The sequence below is a fragment of the Methylophaga sp. UBA3192 genome (assembly GCA_002363955.1).
Lineage (GTDB): Bacteria > Pseudomonadota > Gammaproteobacteria > Nitrosococcales > Methylophagaceae > Methylophaga.
This window is the reverse complement of record DEXE01000003.1, coordinates 489,961-505,484: the sequence shown is the minus strand read 5'-3', so window position 1 is coordinate 505,484 and position 15,524 is coordinate 489,961. Positions and strand designations below refer to the sequence as shown.

The 15,524-nt window shown below is 46.3% G+C and carries 16 protein-coding genes; 11 read left to right on the top strand and 5 right to left on the bottom strand.

Going from position 1 to position 15,524, the window contains the following annotated elements:
* Nucleotides 1-34 precede the first annotated feature (34 nt).
* From B2337_RS04060 to mutM, 9 genes are all read left to right on the top strand, one after another.
* A complete protein-coding gene (locus B2337_RS04060; RefSeq protein ID WP_292362396.1) occupies nucleotides 35-1,666 on the top strand; it encodes an acetolactate synthase large subunit in 1,632 nt (543 codons plus the stop codon).
* Nucleotides 1,667-1,674: 8 nt separating this feature from the next.
* Nucleotides 1,675-2,178: a peroxiredoxin family protein gene (locus B2337_RS04055; protein WP_292362395.1), complete on the top strand. Its 504-nt coding sequence runs from the start codon at nucleotides 1,675-1,677 to the stop codon at nucleotides 2,176-2,178.
* Nucleotides 2,179-2,301: 123 nt separating this feature from the next.
* A complete protein-coding gene (gene rpmB, locus B2337_RS04050; RefSeq protein WP_226070964.1) occupies nucleotides 2,302-2,538 on the top strand; it encodes a 50S ribosomal protein L28 in 237 nt (78 codons plus the stop codon).
* Between the two features lie 11 nt (nucleotides 2,539-2,549).
* A complete protein-coding gene (gene rpmG / locus B2337_RS04045; RefSeq protein WP_014707985.1) occupies nucleotides 2,550-2,705 on the top strand; it encodes a 50S ribosomal protein L33 in 156 nt (51 codons plus the stop codon).
* Between the two features lie 136 nt (nucleotides 2,706-2,841).
* Entirely contained in the window at nucleotides 2,842-3,786 is a 945-nt protein-coding gene (locus tag B2337_RS04040; RefSeq protein WP_292414055.1) for an ABC transporter ATP-binding protein, read from the top strand.
* The gene (locus B2337_RS04035; RefSeq protein ID WP_292414054.1) at nucleotides 3,786-4,538 is read left to right on the top strand and encodes an ABC transporter permease; all 753 of its coding nucleotides are present in this window, start codon (nucleotides 3,786-3,788) and stop codon (nucleotides 4,536-4,538) included. Before B2337_RS04040 ends, B2337_RS04035 begins: the two co-directional genes overlap by 1 nt.
* Nucleotides 4,535-5,902: a GldG family protein gene (locus B2337_RS04030; protein ID WP_292414053.1), complete on the top strand. Its 1,368-nt coding sequence runs from the start codon at nucleotides 4,535-4,537 to the stop codon at nucleotides 5,900-5,902. The genes B2337_RS04035 and B2337_RS04030 overlap by 4 nt, the downstream gene beginning before the upstream one ends.
* The gene (locus B2337_RS04025) at nucleotides 5,899-6,774 is read left to right on the top strand and encodes a DUF4340 domain-containing protein (RefSeq protein ID WP_292414052.1); all 876 of its coding nucleotides are present in this window, start codon (nucleotides 5,899-5,901) and stop codon (nucleotides 6,772-6,774) included. The genes B2337_RS04030 and B2337_RS04025 overlap by 4 nt, the downstream gene beginning before the upstream one ends.
* A gap of 3 nt (nucleotides 6,775-6,777) precedes the next feature.
* Entirely contained in the window at nucleotides 6,778-7,596 is an 819-nt protein-coding gene (gene mutM / locus B2337_RS04020) for a bifunctional DNA-formamidopyrimidine glycosylase/DNA-(apurinic or apyrimidinic site) lyase (RefSeq protein WP_292414051.1), read from the top strand.
* 7 nt (nucleotides 7,597-7,603) lie between these two features.
* Here the strand turns inward: mutM and B2337_RS04015 are convergent, their stop codons facing one another.
* A complete protein-coding gene (locus B2337_RS04015; protein WP_292362389.1) occupies nucleotides 7,604-7,888 on the bottom strand; it encodes a c-type cytochrome in 285 nt (94 codons plus the stop codon).
* Nucleotides 7,889-7,965: 77 nt separating this feature from the next.
* Here B2337_RS04015 and rluD point away from each other — a divergent pair, with 77 nt between their 5' ends.
* A complete protein-coding gene (rluD, locus tag B2337_RS04010; protein WP_292414050.1) occupies nucleotides 7,966-8,931 on the top strand; it encodes a 23S rRNA pseudouridine(1911/1915/1917) synthase RluD in 966 nt (321 codons plus the stop codon).
* Nucleotides 8,932-8,946: 15 nt separating this feature from the next.
* Nucleotides 8,947-10,140, top strand: coding sequence for a chromate efflux transporter (chrA, locus tag B2337_RS04005; RefSeq protein WP_292362387.1), 1,194 nt, complete (start codon nucleotides 8,947-8,949; stop codon nucleotides 10,138-10,140).
* Here chrA and B2337_RS04000 read toward each other — a convergent pair.
* The 4 genes from B2337_RS04000 to nuoN form a co-directional block, all read right to left on the bottom strand.
* The gene (locus tag B2337_RS04000; RefSeq protein ID WP_292414049.1) at nucleotides 10,132-11,343 is read right to left on the bottom strand and encodes an NAD(P)/FAD-dependent oxidoreductase; all 1,212 of its coding nucleotides are present in this window, start codon (nucleotides 11,341-11,343) and stop codon (nucleotides 10,132-10,134) included. The two genes, chrA and B2337_RS04000, sit on opposite strands and share 9 nt — an antisense overlap.
* 143 nt (nucleotides 11,344-11,486) lie before the next feature.
* Nucleotides 11,487-13,580, bottom strand: a complete 2,094-nt coding sequence (gene fusA, locus B2337_RS03995; protein WP_292414047.1) for an elongation factor G — start codon at nucleotides 13,578-13,580, stop codon at nucleotides 11,487-11,489.
* Between the two features lie 190 nt (nucleotides 13,581-13,770).
* Entirely contained in the window at nucleotides 13,771-14,076 is a 306-nt protein-coding gene (locus B2337_RS03990) for a DUF2818 family protein (RefSeq protein WP_292362384.1), read from the bottom strand.
* Between the two features lie 9 nt (nucleotides 14,077-14,085).
* Nucleotides 14,086-15,519: an NADH-quinone oxidoreductase subunit NuoN gene (nuoN, locus tag B2337_RS03985; RefSeq protein WP_292414046.1), complete on the bottom strand. Its 1,434-nt coding sequence runs from the start codon at nucleotides 15,517-15,519 to the stop codon at nucleotides 14,086-14,088.
* Nucleotides 15,520-15,524 lie beyond the last annotated feature (5 nt).

The window sequence follows — 15,524 nt, the reverse complement described above, 5'->3', positions numbered from 1 at the left end:
CTTGCGCCAAGGCAATTTAACGGAGTCATCTTAAATGAAAGCAGCAGAGCTATTTGTCCGTACTCTGGAAAATGAAGGTGTCGAGTATGTATTCGGAATTCCCGGTGAGGAAAATCTGGATGTTATGGATGCTTTGCTCAGTTCGCCAATTCATTTTATTACCACCCGTCATGAGCAAGGTGCAGCATTTATGGCCGATGTTTATGGTCGACTAACCGGCCGTGCCGGTGTCTGTATGGCAACATTAGGACCGGGAGCAACCAATCTTATTACCGGTGTCGCAGATGCCAATATGGATCATGCTCCGCTGGTGGCTATTGCCGGTCAGGCGTCCACCAATCGTTTACATAAAGAATCGCATCAGGTGCTTAATCTGGAAGCGATGTTTCTGCCCATCACTAAATACTCCACCCGCATTGTCAGCCCCGAGGTGATTCCGGAAATTGTGCGTAAAGCCTTCAAAGTGGCGCAGACTGAAAAAACCGGTGCCTGCTTTATCGAATTTCCCGAGAATATTGCTGAAATGGAAATTGACGATGCACCGCTGCGAGTTAAACATGCCACGCCTCCAGAACCGGCCGCAGAGCATATTGAACGGGCAGCGGAATTAATTTCCAATGCCCAGAATCCTATTATTCTGGCCGGTAATGGCGTGGTGCGGGCGCATGCCTCAGCAGCCCTGACCGATTTCGCGGAAAAACTGGGGATTCCTGTCGCTAATACCTTTATGGCCAAAGGCGTTATCCCGTTTGGTCATTCGATGTCGTTAGGCAGCGTGGGTTTGCAGTCCAATGATTATGTCAATACCGGATTCGCCAATGCCGATGTCATTATCTGTATCGGTTACGACATGGTCGAATACCATCCCTACTTATGGCATCCTTCACGGGATCGAATCTTAATTCATATCGACTCAACCCACGCTGAGGTTGATGCTTATTACAGTGTGGTGCTTGGTGTAGTGGGTAATATCAATCACAGTTTAAATCGCATCGCTGCGCTAACTACGCCCCATAAAGGCAAAGCCATGCGTACTTTACGTGACAGTTTGATTACCGAAATGAATCAGCACCGCCGTGATACCGAATTCCCGGTTAAACCCCAAAAAATTATCTGGGATCTGCGCACGGCCATGCATCTTGAGGATATCGTGATTTGTGATGTCGGTGCCCACAAGATGTGGATGTCGCGTATGTTTCGTTGCGAATATCCAAACACCTGCATCATTTCCAATGGTTTTGCCAGCATGGGCATTGCTGTACCGGGCGCAATTGCAGCCAAACTGGCACATCCCGAACGCAAAGTGGTTGCCGTTACCGGTGATGCCGGCTTTTTGATGAACTCGCAGGAAATCGAAACCGCGATGCGCTTGAATATCGCTATTGTGATTCTGATATGGAATGATGCGAGTTATGGCCTGATTGAATGGAAACAGCAAAACCAGTTTGGCCGTACCAGTAATGTAAAATTCAATAACCCTGATTTTATTCAATACGCGCAATCTTTTGGTGCTACCGGTGTCAGAATCAACAAGACTGAAGAGCTGATGCCTGCGCTAAAAACCGCATTAGACAGTCATACCGTTACCGTCATTGACTGCCCGGTGGATTATCGGGAAAACCTGAAACTGACCGAATCTCTGAGTCAATTGACCCAGCCAACCTGAGAGTAAAAATGAAGTCTGGAAAACGTTTTATTGCCTTTATAGCCGCTTTGTTTGCGTTACTGTTTATTGTGTTTTTATACAAGAACGCAACTGCACCTGTCTATACGGATCTAAAATTTGAAGATGTCGACGGAGAAATACATCATTTCTCCGATTATGCCGGCCAGCCGATATTGATGATTTTCTGGGCGACTGATTGTCCTGCTTGCGTGCAGGAGCTGCCGGAGCTGATTGCATTGCATGAAGAATATGCCGAAAAAGGGCTAGTGATGCTCGGCGTTTCACTGCCGCATGATACCCCATCACATATTAAAGCAATGCGTGAAGCCCGGGGTTTGCCCTATACACTTATCTGGGACAGTGAAGGTGAAATTTCCAGTGCATTTAATAATGTCCGAGTCACACCTACCCATTACCTGATTTCACCCGAGGGCAAAATTGTGATGCGCAAAATCGGCGTATTGAATAAAGAGAGCGTTTCAGAACAACTTGTCAAAATGGGCCTCAGCTGATTTATAGCGCAAAACTGCTACACATCAGATAGCACATATGGTATAAAGTCCGGCTTAGTTATTCAGAATGATGCGTTGGCAGGACGCGTCAGTCACTAAAAATGCATCAGGAGCAGGATTAACATGTCCAGAGTATGTCAGGTAACGGGCAAACGCCCTATGAGCGGTAACAACGTTTCACACGCTCACAACAAAACAAAACGCCGTTTCCTACCTAATCTTCACTCACACCGTTTTTGGGTTGAGTCTGAAAATCGTTGGGTAAAATTGCGTGTCAGCAATCATGGTCTGCGTATCATTGATAAAAGAGGTATTGATACCGTTTTATCTGATCTCCGTAGCCGCGGCGAAAAAATCTAAGGAGTCAGGACATGCGCGATAAAATCAAATTAGTTTCATCAGCAGGTACAGGTCACTACTACACTACTGATAAAAACAAACGCACCATGCCGGAAAAAATGGAGATCAAAAAGTTTGATCCAGTTATCCGTCAGCACGTGATGTATAAAGAAGCAAAAATCAAATAATTTTACTGATAACTGCTTCTAAGAAAACCCGCAATTTAACGCGGGTTTTTTTATGGCTAAAATAAATTAAATTCGATTGAAATTTTTGTTGAAACAAGATTGGCCGATTCCGGCCAAAACCGTATTATAGTGCGCTATGACTATATTGCTTGAAGCACAAAACCTGTCTCGTTTTTTTGGCCCCAATATCGCGGTCCAGGATATTGATATCACGGTAAAACGCGGAGAGGTCCTTGGATTCCTTGGTCCCAATGGTGCCGGTAAAAGTACCACCATGAAAATGCTCAGCGGCAATCTGGCACCGGATAAAGGTGAAATCCGTATTAATGGATTTGATTTATTGTCCCAACCCAAACAGGCCAAAGCCCAATTGGGCTATCTGCCGGAAACCCCACCCTTGTATCGCGAATTGACGGTTCGCGAATATCTGCAGCATTGCGCCAGACTCAATGGTTTGACAGGTACACCATTAAAACTGGCAGTTGCCACCGTGATCGAACGCTGTGGTTTGGGTGACGTCAGTCGTCGCTTGATCGGCCAATTATCGAAAGGTTATCAACAACGTACCGGCATTGCACAAGCCATTGTGCATACCCCGGCAGTGGTGATACTTGATGAACCCACTTCCGGTCTGGATCCGCAGCAAATCCGTCAGATCAGAGAATTAATCCGTGAAATCGCCAACGAGCATAGCGTTATCCTGTCGACGCATATTCTGCCGGAAGTGGAAATGCTCTGTGATCGGGTACAAATCATCAGTAAGGGTCAGGTGGTGTTTGCTGATAGTCTGAGCACGTTGCATCAGCAACGACATCACAGCAGCCTCCGTGTCATTTTATCTAATCCTCCGTCACTCAATGAGCTTTATACTCTGGACAAGGTTTCGTCGGTTGAAGCGTTATCATCCAACCAATTCAGAATCATCTTTCACCCGGAGCAGGATCCTACTGAAAGTCTGTTAGCCAATGCCGTATCACAACAGTGGCAAATGCAGGAACTGGTGCGTGAACAGGATTCGCTGGAAGATATTTTTATGCAGTTGATAAATACTGATCCTTCGACAGTGGGAGCCAACAGCTGATGTGGTGTGTGGCAAGACTGGAATTATCGCGTTTGTTTTTATCGCCCTTCGCCTGGGTGATGCTGGCTTTAGTACAGTTTTTACTGGCTTATCTGTTTCTCAGTCATATTGAGTATTTTGCGCAGATCCAGGGACAGATTTCGGCTATACCCGGTGCCCCCGGTGTCACGGAGCTGGTTATCGCACCGTTATTAAATAATGCTGCTCTGGTGATGCTATTAATCGCTCCGTTTATCACCATGCGGGCTTTTGCCGATGAACATCGTAATCATAGTCTGCCATTATTAATCTCTGCACCACTTTCTGCCAGTCAGATTGTTTTAGGAAAATACCTCGGTTATCTCAGTTTTTTTCTGCTGCAATTACTGCTTATTGCATTCATGCCATTATCACTGATGACTGGCGCTGCTATCGATCTTTACCAGCTTGGGGCCGCAATGTTTGGTTTATTATTTCTGGTAGCCAGTTTTGTCGCTGCCGGAACCTTTATTTCCTCGCTTACTACACAGCCGATTATTGCGGCCGTAATAACGTTCTGTTTACTGTTTCTGTTATGGATAATTGATTTTGCCGCCGCCAGTACGCTTTCCGGTCAGATAAACTGGCTGGGCTGGATCTCACTGCTGGGGCATTTTCAACCCATGCTGGCAGGACAGGTCAACAGCGTCGATCTGAGTTTTTTTGCCTTGTTTTGTATTGTCTTTCTCTTGATGACTATTCGACGTCTTGATGCCGCGAGGCTGAGTCAATGAAGATGTCAAAACAGTTTAAATATCAGCACCGTCTGCAACAGATCATCTTTTATATTTTATTACTGGTGATCATTATCGCCGTAGCGGTTTTGTCACACCGTTACACTTTTGAATCAGACTGGACGGTCAATCAGCGACATACCCTCTCCTCTGCAACCACCAACTTATTAACGTCTCTTGATAGTCCGGTAACCGTCGAAGTATTTGTCAGCCCGGGCCATCAATACCAACCCGCAGCTGAAAGTTTATTAAAACGCTATCAGCAATATAGTGAGCAGTTAACGATCACCTTTATTGATCCTGTCAGTCAGCCGCAGCGGGTTCGTGAACTGAATATCCAACAACAGGCAGAAATGGTGGTTTCAGGTCAGCAGGGCCAACAGCATGTATTTGATTTATCCGAGCAATCACTTAGCAACGCTATTATAAAAGTCAGTCGCAGCAGCTTGCCGAAACTGATATTTATTTCCGGTCACGGGGAACGCGATATTGTGGGTGATGCAGCCTTTGATATGGCGCAATGGCGCAATCAACTGACCATCACCGGCTTTGAAGTGCAGACACTTTCCATGGCTGAATCCATGCAAAACATTAGTCCTGACGATAACGTTGTGTTAGTTATTGCCAGCTCTCAAAAGCCTTGGCCAGAGAGTGATATTGTCCAGTTAGAGGATTATCTACAGCAAGGTGGCAATCTGCTTTGGCTCAGCGAACCGGAGACGGATATTGGTCTGAACGTTATTGCTGAGCAGCTAAATCTGAACTTTGTACCCGGTACGATGGTGGATCCGAATGCTGGCAAATTAGGCCTGGAAGATCCCCGTTTTGTGATTGTGACCGATTACGCCAATCATCCCGTTACCGCCGCGACCTCCAGCGTCACTCTGATGCCTGGAGCGCATGCCATCCAATTTTCTGCTGCAGAATCTGACTGGCAAGTTACCCAACTGATGCAGTCCCAGAGTGAAAGCTGGTCCGAACTGGGCGATATTAATGCTGCAAATCTGGATACATTACAGTTTGATGATGAGCTGGATATTCCGGGCCCGCTAATGTTGGATGTCTTACTGGAAAAATTATTTCCAGACAACCACAGACAGAGGATTGCCGTCATGGGTGACGGCGACTTTGTCTCTAACTCATACCTCGGCACAGCTGCTAATCTGGAGCTGGCCATGGCGCTGATGAACTGGCTGGTCGCTGAAGATGATTCAATAGAAATCCCGCTCATCAAAACGCGCGATAATCAACTGATATTATCGGATGGGCAATCATTGTTTATCGGTATCGGCTTTTTACTGGGATTACCGTTAACTTTGCTGATTATTGGCATTAGTGTGTGGTGGATTAGAAGACGCCGATGAAAAGTACCTATCTGACAAACATGTTGTTATTGGTGGTCGCCGTTTTTTTAGTATGGCTGATGACCGAGTCACAGGTGCAAAAACCAAACACCTATATCACTGACAGTATTACCCAATCTCAAGTAAGCGAAATTGAAATTCAGCGTCGCCAGCAACAAACCGTTCAACTGCAACTGGATAAACAATGGCAGTTAGTCCAGCCCGTCAAAGCGCGAGCCAATCAAACCCGTATCAAGCTGTTGTTAAGCCTGTTAGATCAACCGGTACAATCGCCGATCCCGGTAACAGATAATACTAATCTTGCTGAGTTTGGTTTAGAGCAGCCAAATTTAACGTTACTGTTTAATCAACAAGCTTTTGTTTTTGGTAATACTGAGTCTCTCAGTGGTTATCGTTATATTCTGCATCATCAGCAGATATATCTGATTAACGATGATATTTCACCGCTGCTCGGTGCCAGCGCCAGCAGTTTTGTCGATAATCGCCTATTGGATCCTGCCAGCACCATTCAGGCAATTCATTTACCTGAGTTGCTTGATAAAAATGCTCAACTGCAATCTGCCGGACTGTCTGTCTATCAGCAAAACTCCAGCTGGCATTCTAAACCGGCAAACCACGAACAGGACAAACTGCTAAGTCTTTTGCAGAACTGGCAACAGGCTTATGCCATGCAGGTGGTTATCATTGTCGATCCAGATGAAATGGTCACTGAAAATCAGCCACAGGTAGTGATGGAATTATCCGATAATACACAACGTAATTTTGTCGTAACGCACAATAATGATGGCCTCACTCTGACAGATCCAGAAGTGCAGCTGCAGTATCAATTTCCTGCAGCCATGATCTCCGCCCTTTTTTCAATAAACGACTGATATATGCCCGAATTACCTGAAGTTGAAACCACCCGCAGTGGTATTACACCTTACGTTGAAAATAACACTGTAGAACGGGTAGTCATCAGAGACTCACGTCTGCGCTGGCCCATCACGGATAACCTCGATGAAAAAATTTCCGGTCAGGTTATTCAGTCAGTCAGCCGCCGTGCCAAATATTTACTGTTCACGACGGCCACTGGCACTTTATTCATTCATCTGGGCATGTCCGGTCGCTTACGTATTTTGACGGTTTTCCAACCACCCGAAAAACATGATCATGTGGATATCGTATTTGCCGACGGCATTATTCTGCGCTTTACCGATCCTCGCCGTTTTGGCGCGGTATTGTGGACCAGTGAACCGCCCATGCAACATCCACTGTTAAACCATTTAGGACCGGAACCTCTGGAGGATGCATTTGATGCTGAATATCTCTTACAACGCAGCCGTAAACGTCAGGTCAGCATCAAAACCTTTATTATGAATGCCGAAATCGTAGTCGGTGTAGGAAATATCTATGCCAGTGAATCGCTGTTTCTTTCCGGTATTCATCCACAATTAATGGCAGCAAAATTAAAAAAATCACAGGCTGAAAAACTGGTTGATGCCGTTAAACTGACCCTGCAAAAAGCCATTGCCGCCGGCGGCACAACCTTACGGGATTTTCGAGACAGTGAAGGCAAACCAGGTTATTTTGCGCAGGAATTATGGGTATATGCGCGGCAGAACATGGGCTGTAAACAATGTGGTCATCCGATTGAGCTGATTCGCCAGTCACAACGAGCCACCTATTTTTGCCCACAATGCCAAAAACGGTAAATCTAGATTATTGTTCCGAAAAATACTTTGCCAGTAAACGAATTTCAGTTTCGCTGTAAGCCCCGGCATGATGCCGCATAACGCTGGATTCTCTCTCTCCACTGATAAAATCCTGCATCTGCTCAATAAAGTACTCCGGCGCTAAGCCAGCCAGCTTTGGCATATCACCTTTGCTGTGTCCATCAGTTCCATGACAACCTGCGCAGGATGATGCCATTAATGCCATATTCGGTTCTGCGTAAACCGTGGTTGAAGCCAGCAGTAAAATAAGGCAGCTCAGTGATCGTTTCATAATTTCCCTTTCGCCCGTTTCACGGCGATGATTCCAGCTACGTTATAATACCCTCCCTATTTTATGCAAAGCCATTGATGACTGAAATTATTAAACTAGATGCCACTATTCCCGAGTCATTAACTGGCCTGCGTGTTGATCAGGCTCTGGCACAGCTGTTCTCAGAATACTCCCGTGGCCAGCTGACCAAATGGATTAAAGCTGGCGATGTATTACTGAATCAGCAAACATGTCGGCCAAAAGATGCGGTACGAACCGGGGATCAGATTGAAATTGCCGCACAGCAAATCATCCATGATGATAACTGGCAGGCCGAATCCATCGCCCTGGATATTATTTATGAAGATGACGATGTGTTAATCATCAATAAAGCGGCTGGCATGGTGGTGCATCCCGGTGCAGGAAATCAGAACGGCACCATGGTCAATGCGCTGTTGGCGCATGCGCCACAACTGACGCATATTCCACGTGCCGGTATTGTGCATCGTATTGATAAGGACACCACTGGCTTATTGATGGTCGCCAAAAGTTTGCAGGCGCATCATTCATTAATCAGTCAATTACAGGAACGTACTGTGGTACGTGAATATCAGGCCATTGCCTGTGGTGTGTTTACCGCAGGCGGAACGGTTGATGCACCGATTGGTCGACATCACATTGATCGAAAACGAATGGCGGTGTCACAGAACGGTAAACCTGCCGTGACACACTACCGGATTGAAGAGCGTTTTCGGGCGCATACCCATCTTCGTTGCAAACTGGAAACCGGGCGCACGCACCAAATCCGAGTGCATATGGCGCATATTCGACATCCGTTATTAGGTGATCCTTTATATGGTGGCCGGTTTAAAACACCAAAAGGTATGACGGATAGCTGCCTGGCCGCTTTGCAGAATACGCGTCGCCAGGCTTTGCATGCCGGTTTATTAGGTTTTGATCATCCCACTACGGGTGAAGCCGTGAGCTGGCAGATTCCCTTACCCGATGATATGCAACGATTACTGGAACTGTTACGAATCGATGCGGCCAGTCATACCGATTAACCAGAGGAAATAACTGTGAAGGCAACAAACAATCTGCAGAACGTAGTGGACGTGTTTCTGGCCTTTCTCAAACTTGGTGTAACGGCATTTGGTGGCCCCATTGCTCATATTGGTTATTACCGAACTGAATTTATCAGCAAACGCCAATGGCTTTCTGAACAACAGTTTTCTCAGTTACTTGCTGTGACACAGTTTCTGCCCGGCCCGGCCAGCAGCCAGATGGGCTTTTCCATTGGTTTATTTCGTGCCGGCTGGCCTGGCGCCATTGCGGCATTCATTGCATTTACCCTACCTTCTGCATTGCTGTTGTTTGCTTTTGCTGCCATTGCCCACCAGCTGGATAATGCGATCGGTATAGCCATTATTAATGGATTAAAACTGGTAGCCGTTGCCGTAGTAGCGCATGCGGTTATCAGCATGGCTCAGAAATTGACTCCAGACTGGCAACGCATTCTGATTGCCTTATTGGCTTTAGCCCTCTTGCTGCTGTTCAAATTAGCGATTATGCAAATCGCAGTGATTATCTTGGGTGGTCTCGCCGGCTGGTTTTTATGTCGTCAGCAACAATTGTCAGCAGATTTTAAATTTCCGGTTAATTACGGCAAACAAACTGCCTGGCTATTGTTCAGCCTGTTTCTGCTATTGCTTATTCTCAGTCTGTTTGCAGGCAGTCAGCTTAATACCACTAATATGCTGGCCGGCTTCTATCAGGCCGGTGCATTGGTATTTGGTGGCGGCCATGTTGTGCTGCCGCTGCTTGAACAGCAGACGGTTGCCACTGGCTGGCTCACTACCGATCAGTTTTTAACCGGTTATGGTGCTGCTCAGGCCGTTCCAGGCCCAATGTTCACGCTGGCAACTTATCTCGGTGCTGAAATTCCTTCACAATTGCCCCCGGGCTGGAATGCCCTGCTCGCTACTCTCGCTATTTTTGTCCCGGGATTTTTATTACTGCTGGCGATGTTACCCCTGTGGCAACAACTTGCTCATCTGCCAAACGCCGGTGCGGTAGTAGCTGGAATCAACGCGGCAGTAGTGGGCTTGTTAGCCGCGGCTTTATACGATCCTATTTTTACCGAAGGTGTGAATCACTGGCTGGATTTACTGATTGCACTTGGTGGTTTTCTGATTATTTTTGTGCTGAAACGCTCCGCTTTATGGACGGTGCTGTTCTGTGTCGCAGCCTCAGTTGCTGTTGCATTAATCTAATCTGGAAAAAGAGAACAGCTCAGCCAGCGGATGCTCACGCTGTTCGATATTGGCTCTTAACAAGCCAGCACCAATCATGCTGTAGGTAATACCGTTACCACCATAGGCCATGGCAAACTGAACTCGCTCGCCATATTGCTTATGCGGACCAAAAAACGGCAAACCATCTTCGGTTTCAGCGAAGGTGCCGGCCCAGGAAAATGTTGGATTCATGGGTAGTTTGGGGAACAACTTTTCGACTTTGTTAGCCAGCGTCCGGGCTTTTTTATCAACCCGTTTATCCCGTTTTGCTGAAATATCGATATCATCGTCTTCCCCACCGACCAGCAAACGACCATCGCCGGTCGTTCGCATATAAAGATAAGGCCTGGCGGATTCCCACATCATGGTTCTATTTAATTCGCCCAATAACTCAGGATCTATCGGATCGGTAATAAAAGCATAGCTGCTACGATTTGAAGCTACCTTTTGTTTTAACCATTTTTGGCTGGAGTAACCGGTTGCCATCACCACAGACTGGCAGCTAATCTTAAATCCCGATGTAGTCGTTAACTCAACTTGCTCAGCAGAAGGCTTCAAATTTTTTATTTCCGTCCGATCATAGACGTGATGTCCACTGCTTTGCATTCTGTCGAGCAATTTATGGGTTAAGCGATAAGGATCAATTCGAGCGGCTTTTTTACTAAGTATGGCGCCAGAAGATTTAAAACCATATTGTTTTTTAATGCCATCAGGTTCCAACCATTCAACATCAAATCCATGTTTTTGTCGTAACAAAAATTCATCTTTGAGCGGTTGTTTATCACGACGGCGACTGGCGTAATACAGACTGTCCTGCATTTCAAAATCAACATCACCGACTGTTTCAGCAAGTGTTTGCAGATCGGTAATAGCCTCTGCACAAGCCCGATAGGCTTTTAATGCATCAACCTCGCCATATAAAGCGGCAAGCTCGGTCAGATGGGTATCTATTTCATATTGCAGTAATGCCGTACTGGCAGCGGTGCTGCCCCAGCCGATATCACGCTGTTCGATAATCGCCACTGCATAACCATTTGAGCTGAGATCATCAGCAATCAATGCGCCGGTAATCCCCCCTCCGATAATGGCCACATCACACACAATATTATGGTCCAGTGCCGGAAAGGTTCGCATTAATCCATTTTTAATCGCCCAGAAGGGATAACCGCTTTTCAGATCCATTTTTTTCAGCCTTGACCACTATTAGTAAACCTCAGCATAGCCTACTTATTTCAAGTCAGGGCTAACCTGAGTTAAGGTCAAATTCTGGCCAAAAAAAAGGGGCGATAAACGCCCCTTTCTCAATCGAACTTTTAGCAAACTGCTTATTTTTTCGCAGCAGCTTCACGCTCTTTAACTTCTTTAATAACTTCTTCTGCCACGTTACGTGGGCATGGCAGGTAGTGCAGGAACTCCATAGAGAACTGACCACGACCAGAAGTCATAGTACGCAGAGTGCCGATGTAACCGAACATTTCACTCAGTGGCACTTCAGCTTTGATACGTACGCCAGTAGCGCCCGCGTCCTGCGATTTGATCATGCCACGACGACGGTTCAAGTCACCGATAACATCACCGACGTTATCATCCGGGCAGAACACGTCTACTTTCATGATAGGTTCCAGCAATTGTGGACCCGCTTTTGGAATCGTTTGACGGAAAGCGCCCATCGCAGCAATTTCAAAGGCCATTGCTGATGAATCCACAGCATGGAATGCACCATCGAACAGGTTAATTTTAACATCAAGTAATGGGAAGCCAGCCAACACACCACGGCCCATCATTTTCTTAAAGCCAGCTTCAACTGCTGGCCAGTATTCACGAGGAACACTACCACCGGTTACGGTTGATTCAAAGTTGAAACCGCTGCCTGGTTCACCTGGTTCAATGATGTAGTCAATACGACCGAATTGACCAGAACCACCCGATTGTTTCTTGTGGGTGTAACTGTCTTCGATTTTTTGCGTAATCGTTTCACGGTAAGCAACCTGCGGCTCACCAACAATTACATCAACGTTATGGGTACGTTTCAGAATATCAACTTTGATATCCAAATGTAATTCACCCATACCTTTCATAATGGTTTCACCGCTATCGTCGTCGGTTTCAACACGAAATGAAGGATCTTCTTTAATCATTTTACCCAGTGCAACACCGAGTTTTTCAGCGGCGGCTTTATCTTTAGGCGCAATCGCGATTGAGATAACAGGATCCGGGAATACCATTGGTTCCAATGTGGCCGGATTTTTCGGGTCACATAAGGTGTGACCAGTTTGTACGTCTTTCATACCCACGATGGCGATGATATCACCGGCATGAGCGTAATCCAGTTCGTTACGGTCATTGGCATGCATTTCCACCATACGACCTACACGCTCTGTTTTTCCGGTGAAAGTATTGAGGATGGTGTCGCCTTTTTTCAGCTCGCCAGAATAGACACGAACGAAAGTCAAAGCACCGAAACGGTCATCCATGATTTTGAATGCCAAGGCGCGTAACGGGCCTTTGATATCAACGATAGCGTGTTTACCGGTTTCGTTACCTTCCAGGTCAACTTCTGGTTGAGGATCAACTTCCGTTGGGTCTGGCAGGTAATCAACAACGGCATCCAGAACTAACTGCATACCCTTATTTTTGAATGAGCTACCGCAGTAAGTCGGGAAGAAGTCCAGTTGTAATGTACCTTTACGGATACATCTTTTCAGATCTTCAACAGAAGGCTCTTCACCTTCCAGATATTTTTCCATCAGATCGTCATCTTGCTCAACAGCGGTTTCGATCAGTTTTTCACGCCATTCTTCAATAGCATCAGCCATATCTGCTGGTGGCTCTTCGATGGTGTAATCTTCAGCGCTCTTATCATCTTTCCAGATCCACGCTTTGCGGGTCAGCAGATCAACAACACCGGTAAACTCATCTTCAATACCGATTGGCAGAACCATGACCAGTGGAGTTGCCGCCAATACCGTCTCAACCTGTTTAACAACACGGTAGAAGTCAGCACCAATGCGGTCTAATTTGTTGACATAGATAAGACGCGAAACTTCTGAGTCATTCGCATAACGCCAGTTGGTTTCGGATTGTGGTTCAACACCACCACTACCACAGAAAACACCGATACCGCCGTCAAGCACTTTCAGTGAACGATAAACTTCGATAGTGAAGTCAACGTGACCCGGGGTATCGATAACGTTCAGCCGGTGGCCTTTCCATTCACAGGTTGTCGCCGCTGACTGGATAGTAATACCGCGTTCGGCTTCCTGATCCATAAAGTCCATGGTGGATTCACCATCATGTACTTCACCAGACTTATGGATTTTGCCGGTCAGTTTAAGGATACGTTCGGTTGTGGTGGTTTTGCCCGCATCAACGTGGGCGAAAATACCAATATTTCTGTATTTGGATAAATCGGAAGCCATAAATCCTGTCTCTATTGTGTGAATAACTGATGTTGTTTACATCATCAGGGAGTTAAACCCGCAAATTCTAAACTACTATCCTTCGGGATGCATCCTGAATTAACGTTAGGGCCTGTAAGCGCCCTGATAGCGGTCTTTAGAGTTTCAGGCTAATATTACAATGCATTCGGCGGGCGCATTTTTGCGATTGCTATCGTAGCTTTTTCTGTAAGGGTAACCATTGGTGCCGATACACTACACCCGGGGTGGCAAACACCAGAAACAAGCTTAGGGTGGTGACAAAAAACTCCCACTGCTGGGGATAAATATTCCCCGCATACTGCTGTTCAAAGGCAATGGCCACCAATAATGCCACAAAATAATACACCACTACTTCAAACAGTCTCAGCCAGGCATTTTTGCCATTTTTTAACGGTATAAATAAAAACAGGCGTGAATTTACCCAGGGCAGATTCGCCAGTACAAACATAATGAACAGCATTAACCAAATCGACATCTTTATAACCTAACTGAATATTCTCGCGCAAAGCGCAAATAAAGCCCCCGGAAATAATCCGAGAAATAGTACCGCCAACACATTTCCACTCAGTAAATATTGCACTGAGACTGGCGCTTGAATATGCGGTTGTTGTGTTGGTTTATCAAAAAACATGACTTTGACGACACGTAAATAATAATAAGCACCAATCACCGACAACACGACTGCAACTATTGCCACGGCCAGTAAGTTAACATCGACCACCGATTTAATCACACTTAATTTCGCATAAAAACCGGCCAAAGGTGGAATGCCCGCCATGGAAAACATCAGTAACAGCATCATCAATGCATGCCAGGGATGACGCTGCCCCAGACCTTTAAAATCATCGATCTCTTCGGCCTCAAAACCTTCCCGGCTGAGCAGCAGAATCATGCCAAAACTACCTAATGTCATCAGCGCATAGACCAAAGTATAGAACAGGGCTGCGGCATAACCCGCCTGACTTCCAGCTAATACGCCTAACAGTAAAAAGCCGACATGCGAAATAGTGGAATACGCTAACATGCGCTTCAAATTGGTTTGCGCGATTGCCAGCAGGTTACCCACAACAATAGACAATACCGCCAGCATAATCAGCATATCGCGCCACACACTGAGCATATCGCCCATCCCTTCAGTCAATATGCGTATCAGCATGGCAAATGCGGCGATCTTGGGGGCACTGGCCACAAATAAGGTAATGGCCGTTGGCGCGCCCTGATAGACATCCGGCAACCACATATGAAACGGTACCGCACCAAATTTGAAACCGATTCCGATCACCAGAAATACGATGCCCAGACTCAATACGGTTTGATTCAGTTCTTCATTAGTCAAGGCAGCTGCAATAGCCTCTATCCCTAACTCACCGGTGGCACCGTAGATAATCGACATGCCATACAACAACATGCCTGATGCCAACGCCCCGAGAATAAAGTACTTCATACCTGCTTCTGTGGCGGCAAAAGAATCTCTGTGCATCGCCACCATCGCATACAGGCAAAGTGACATCAGCTCCAATCCCAGATACAAGGTCAGAAAATGATGAGCGGATACCATGACCAGCATTCCCAGAGTGGCAAACAGAGCCAGCACATAAAACTCACCCTGTAATAAATTCCGGTCCTGCAAATAGCGGTAGGAATAGCTTAATACCAGCATATTTACCAGACAGATCGCCAGCTTGAGTAAGTCGCTTAGCGGATCTTTGATATAGCTTTCAGAAAATGTCAGACCACCGTCCCCCATCATCCAGAAAACGGTCAGAAAGGTCATCAACAGCGTTAATTGGCTTAACGCATGTACCATCATAATTCGACGGTTACCGGTAAATGCCACCACCAAGAGCACGATGCAGCACATTGCCAGCATCAGCATCTCTGGCAAGGCAAACAGCATATTCGAAACCTCAAACGCCATGTGGT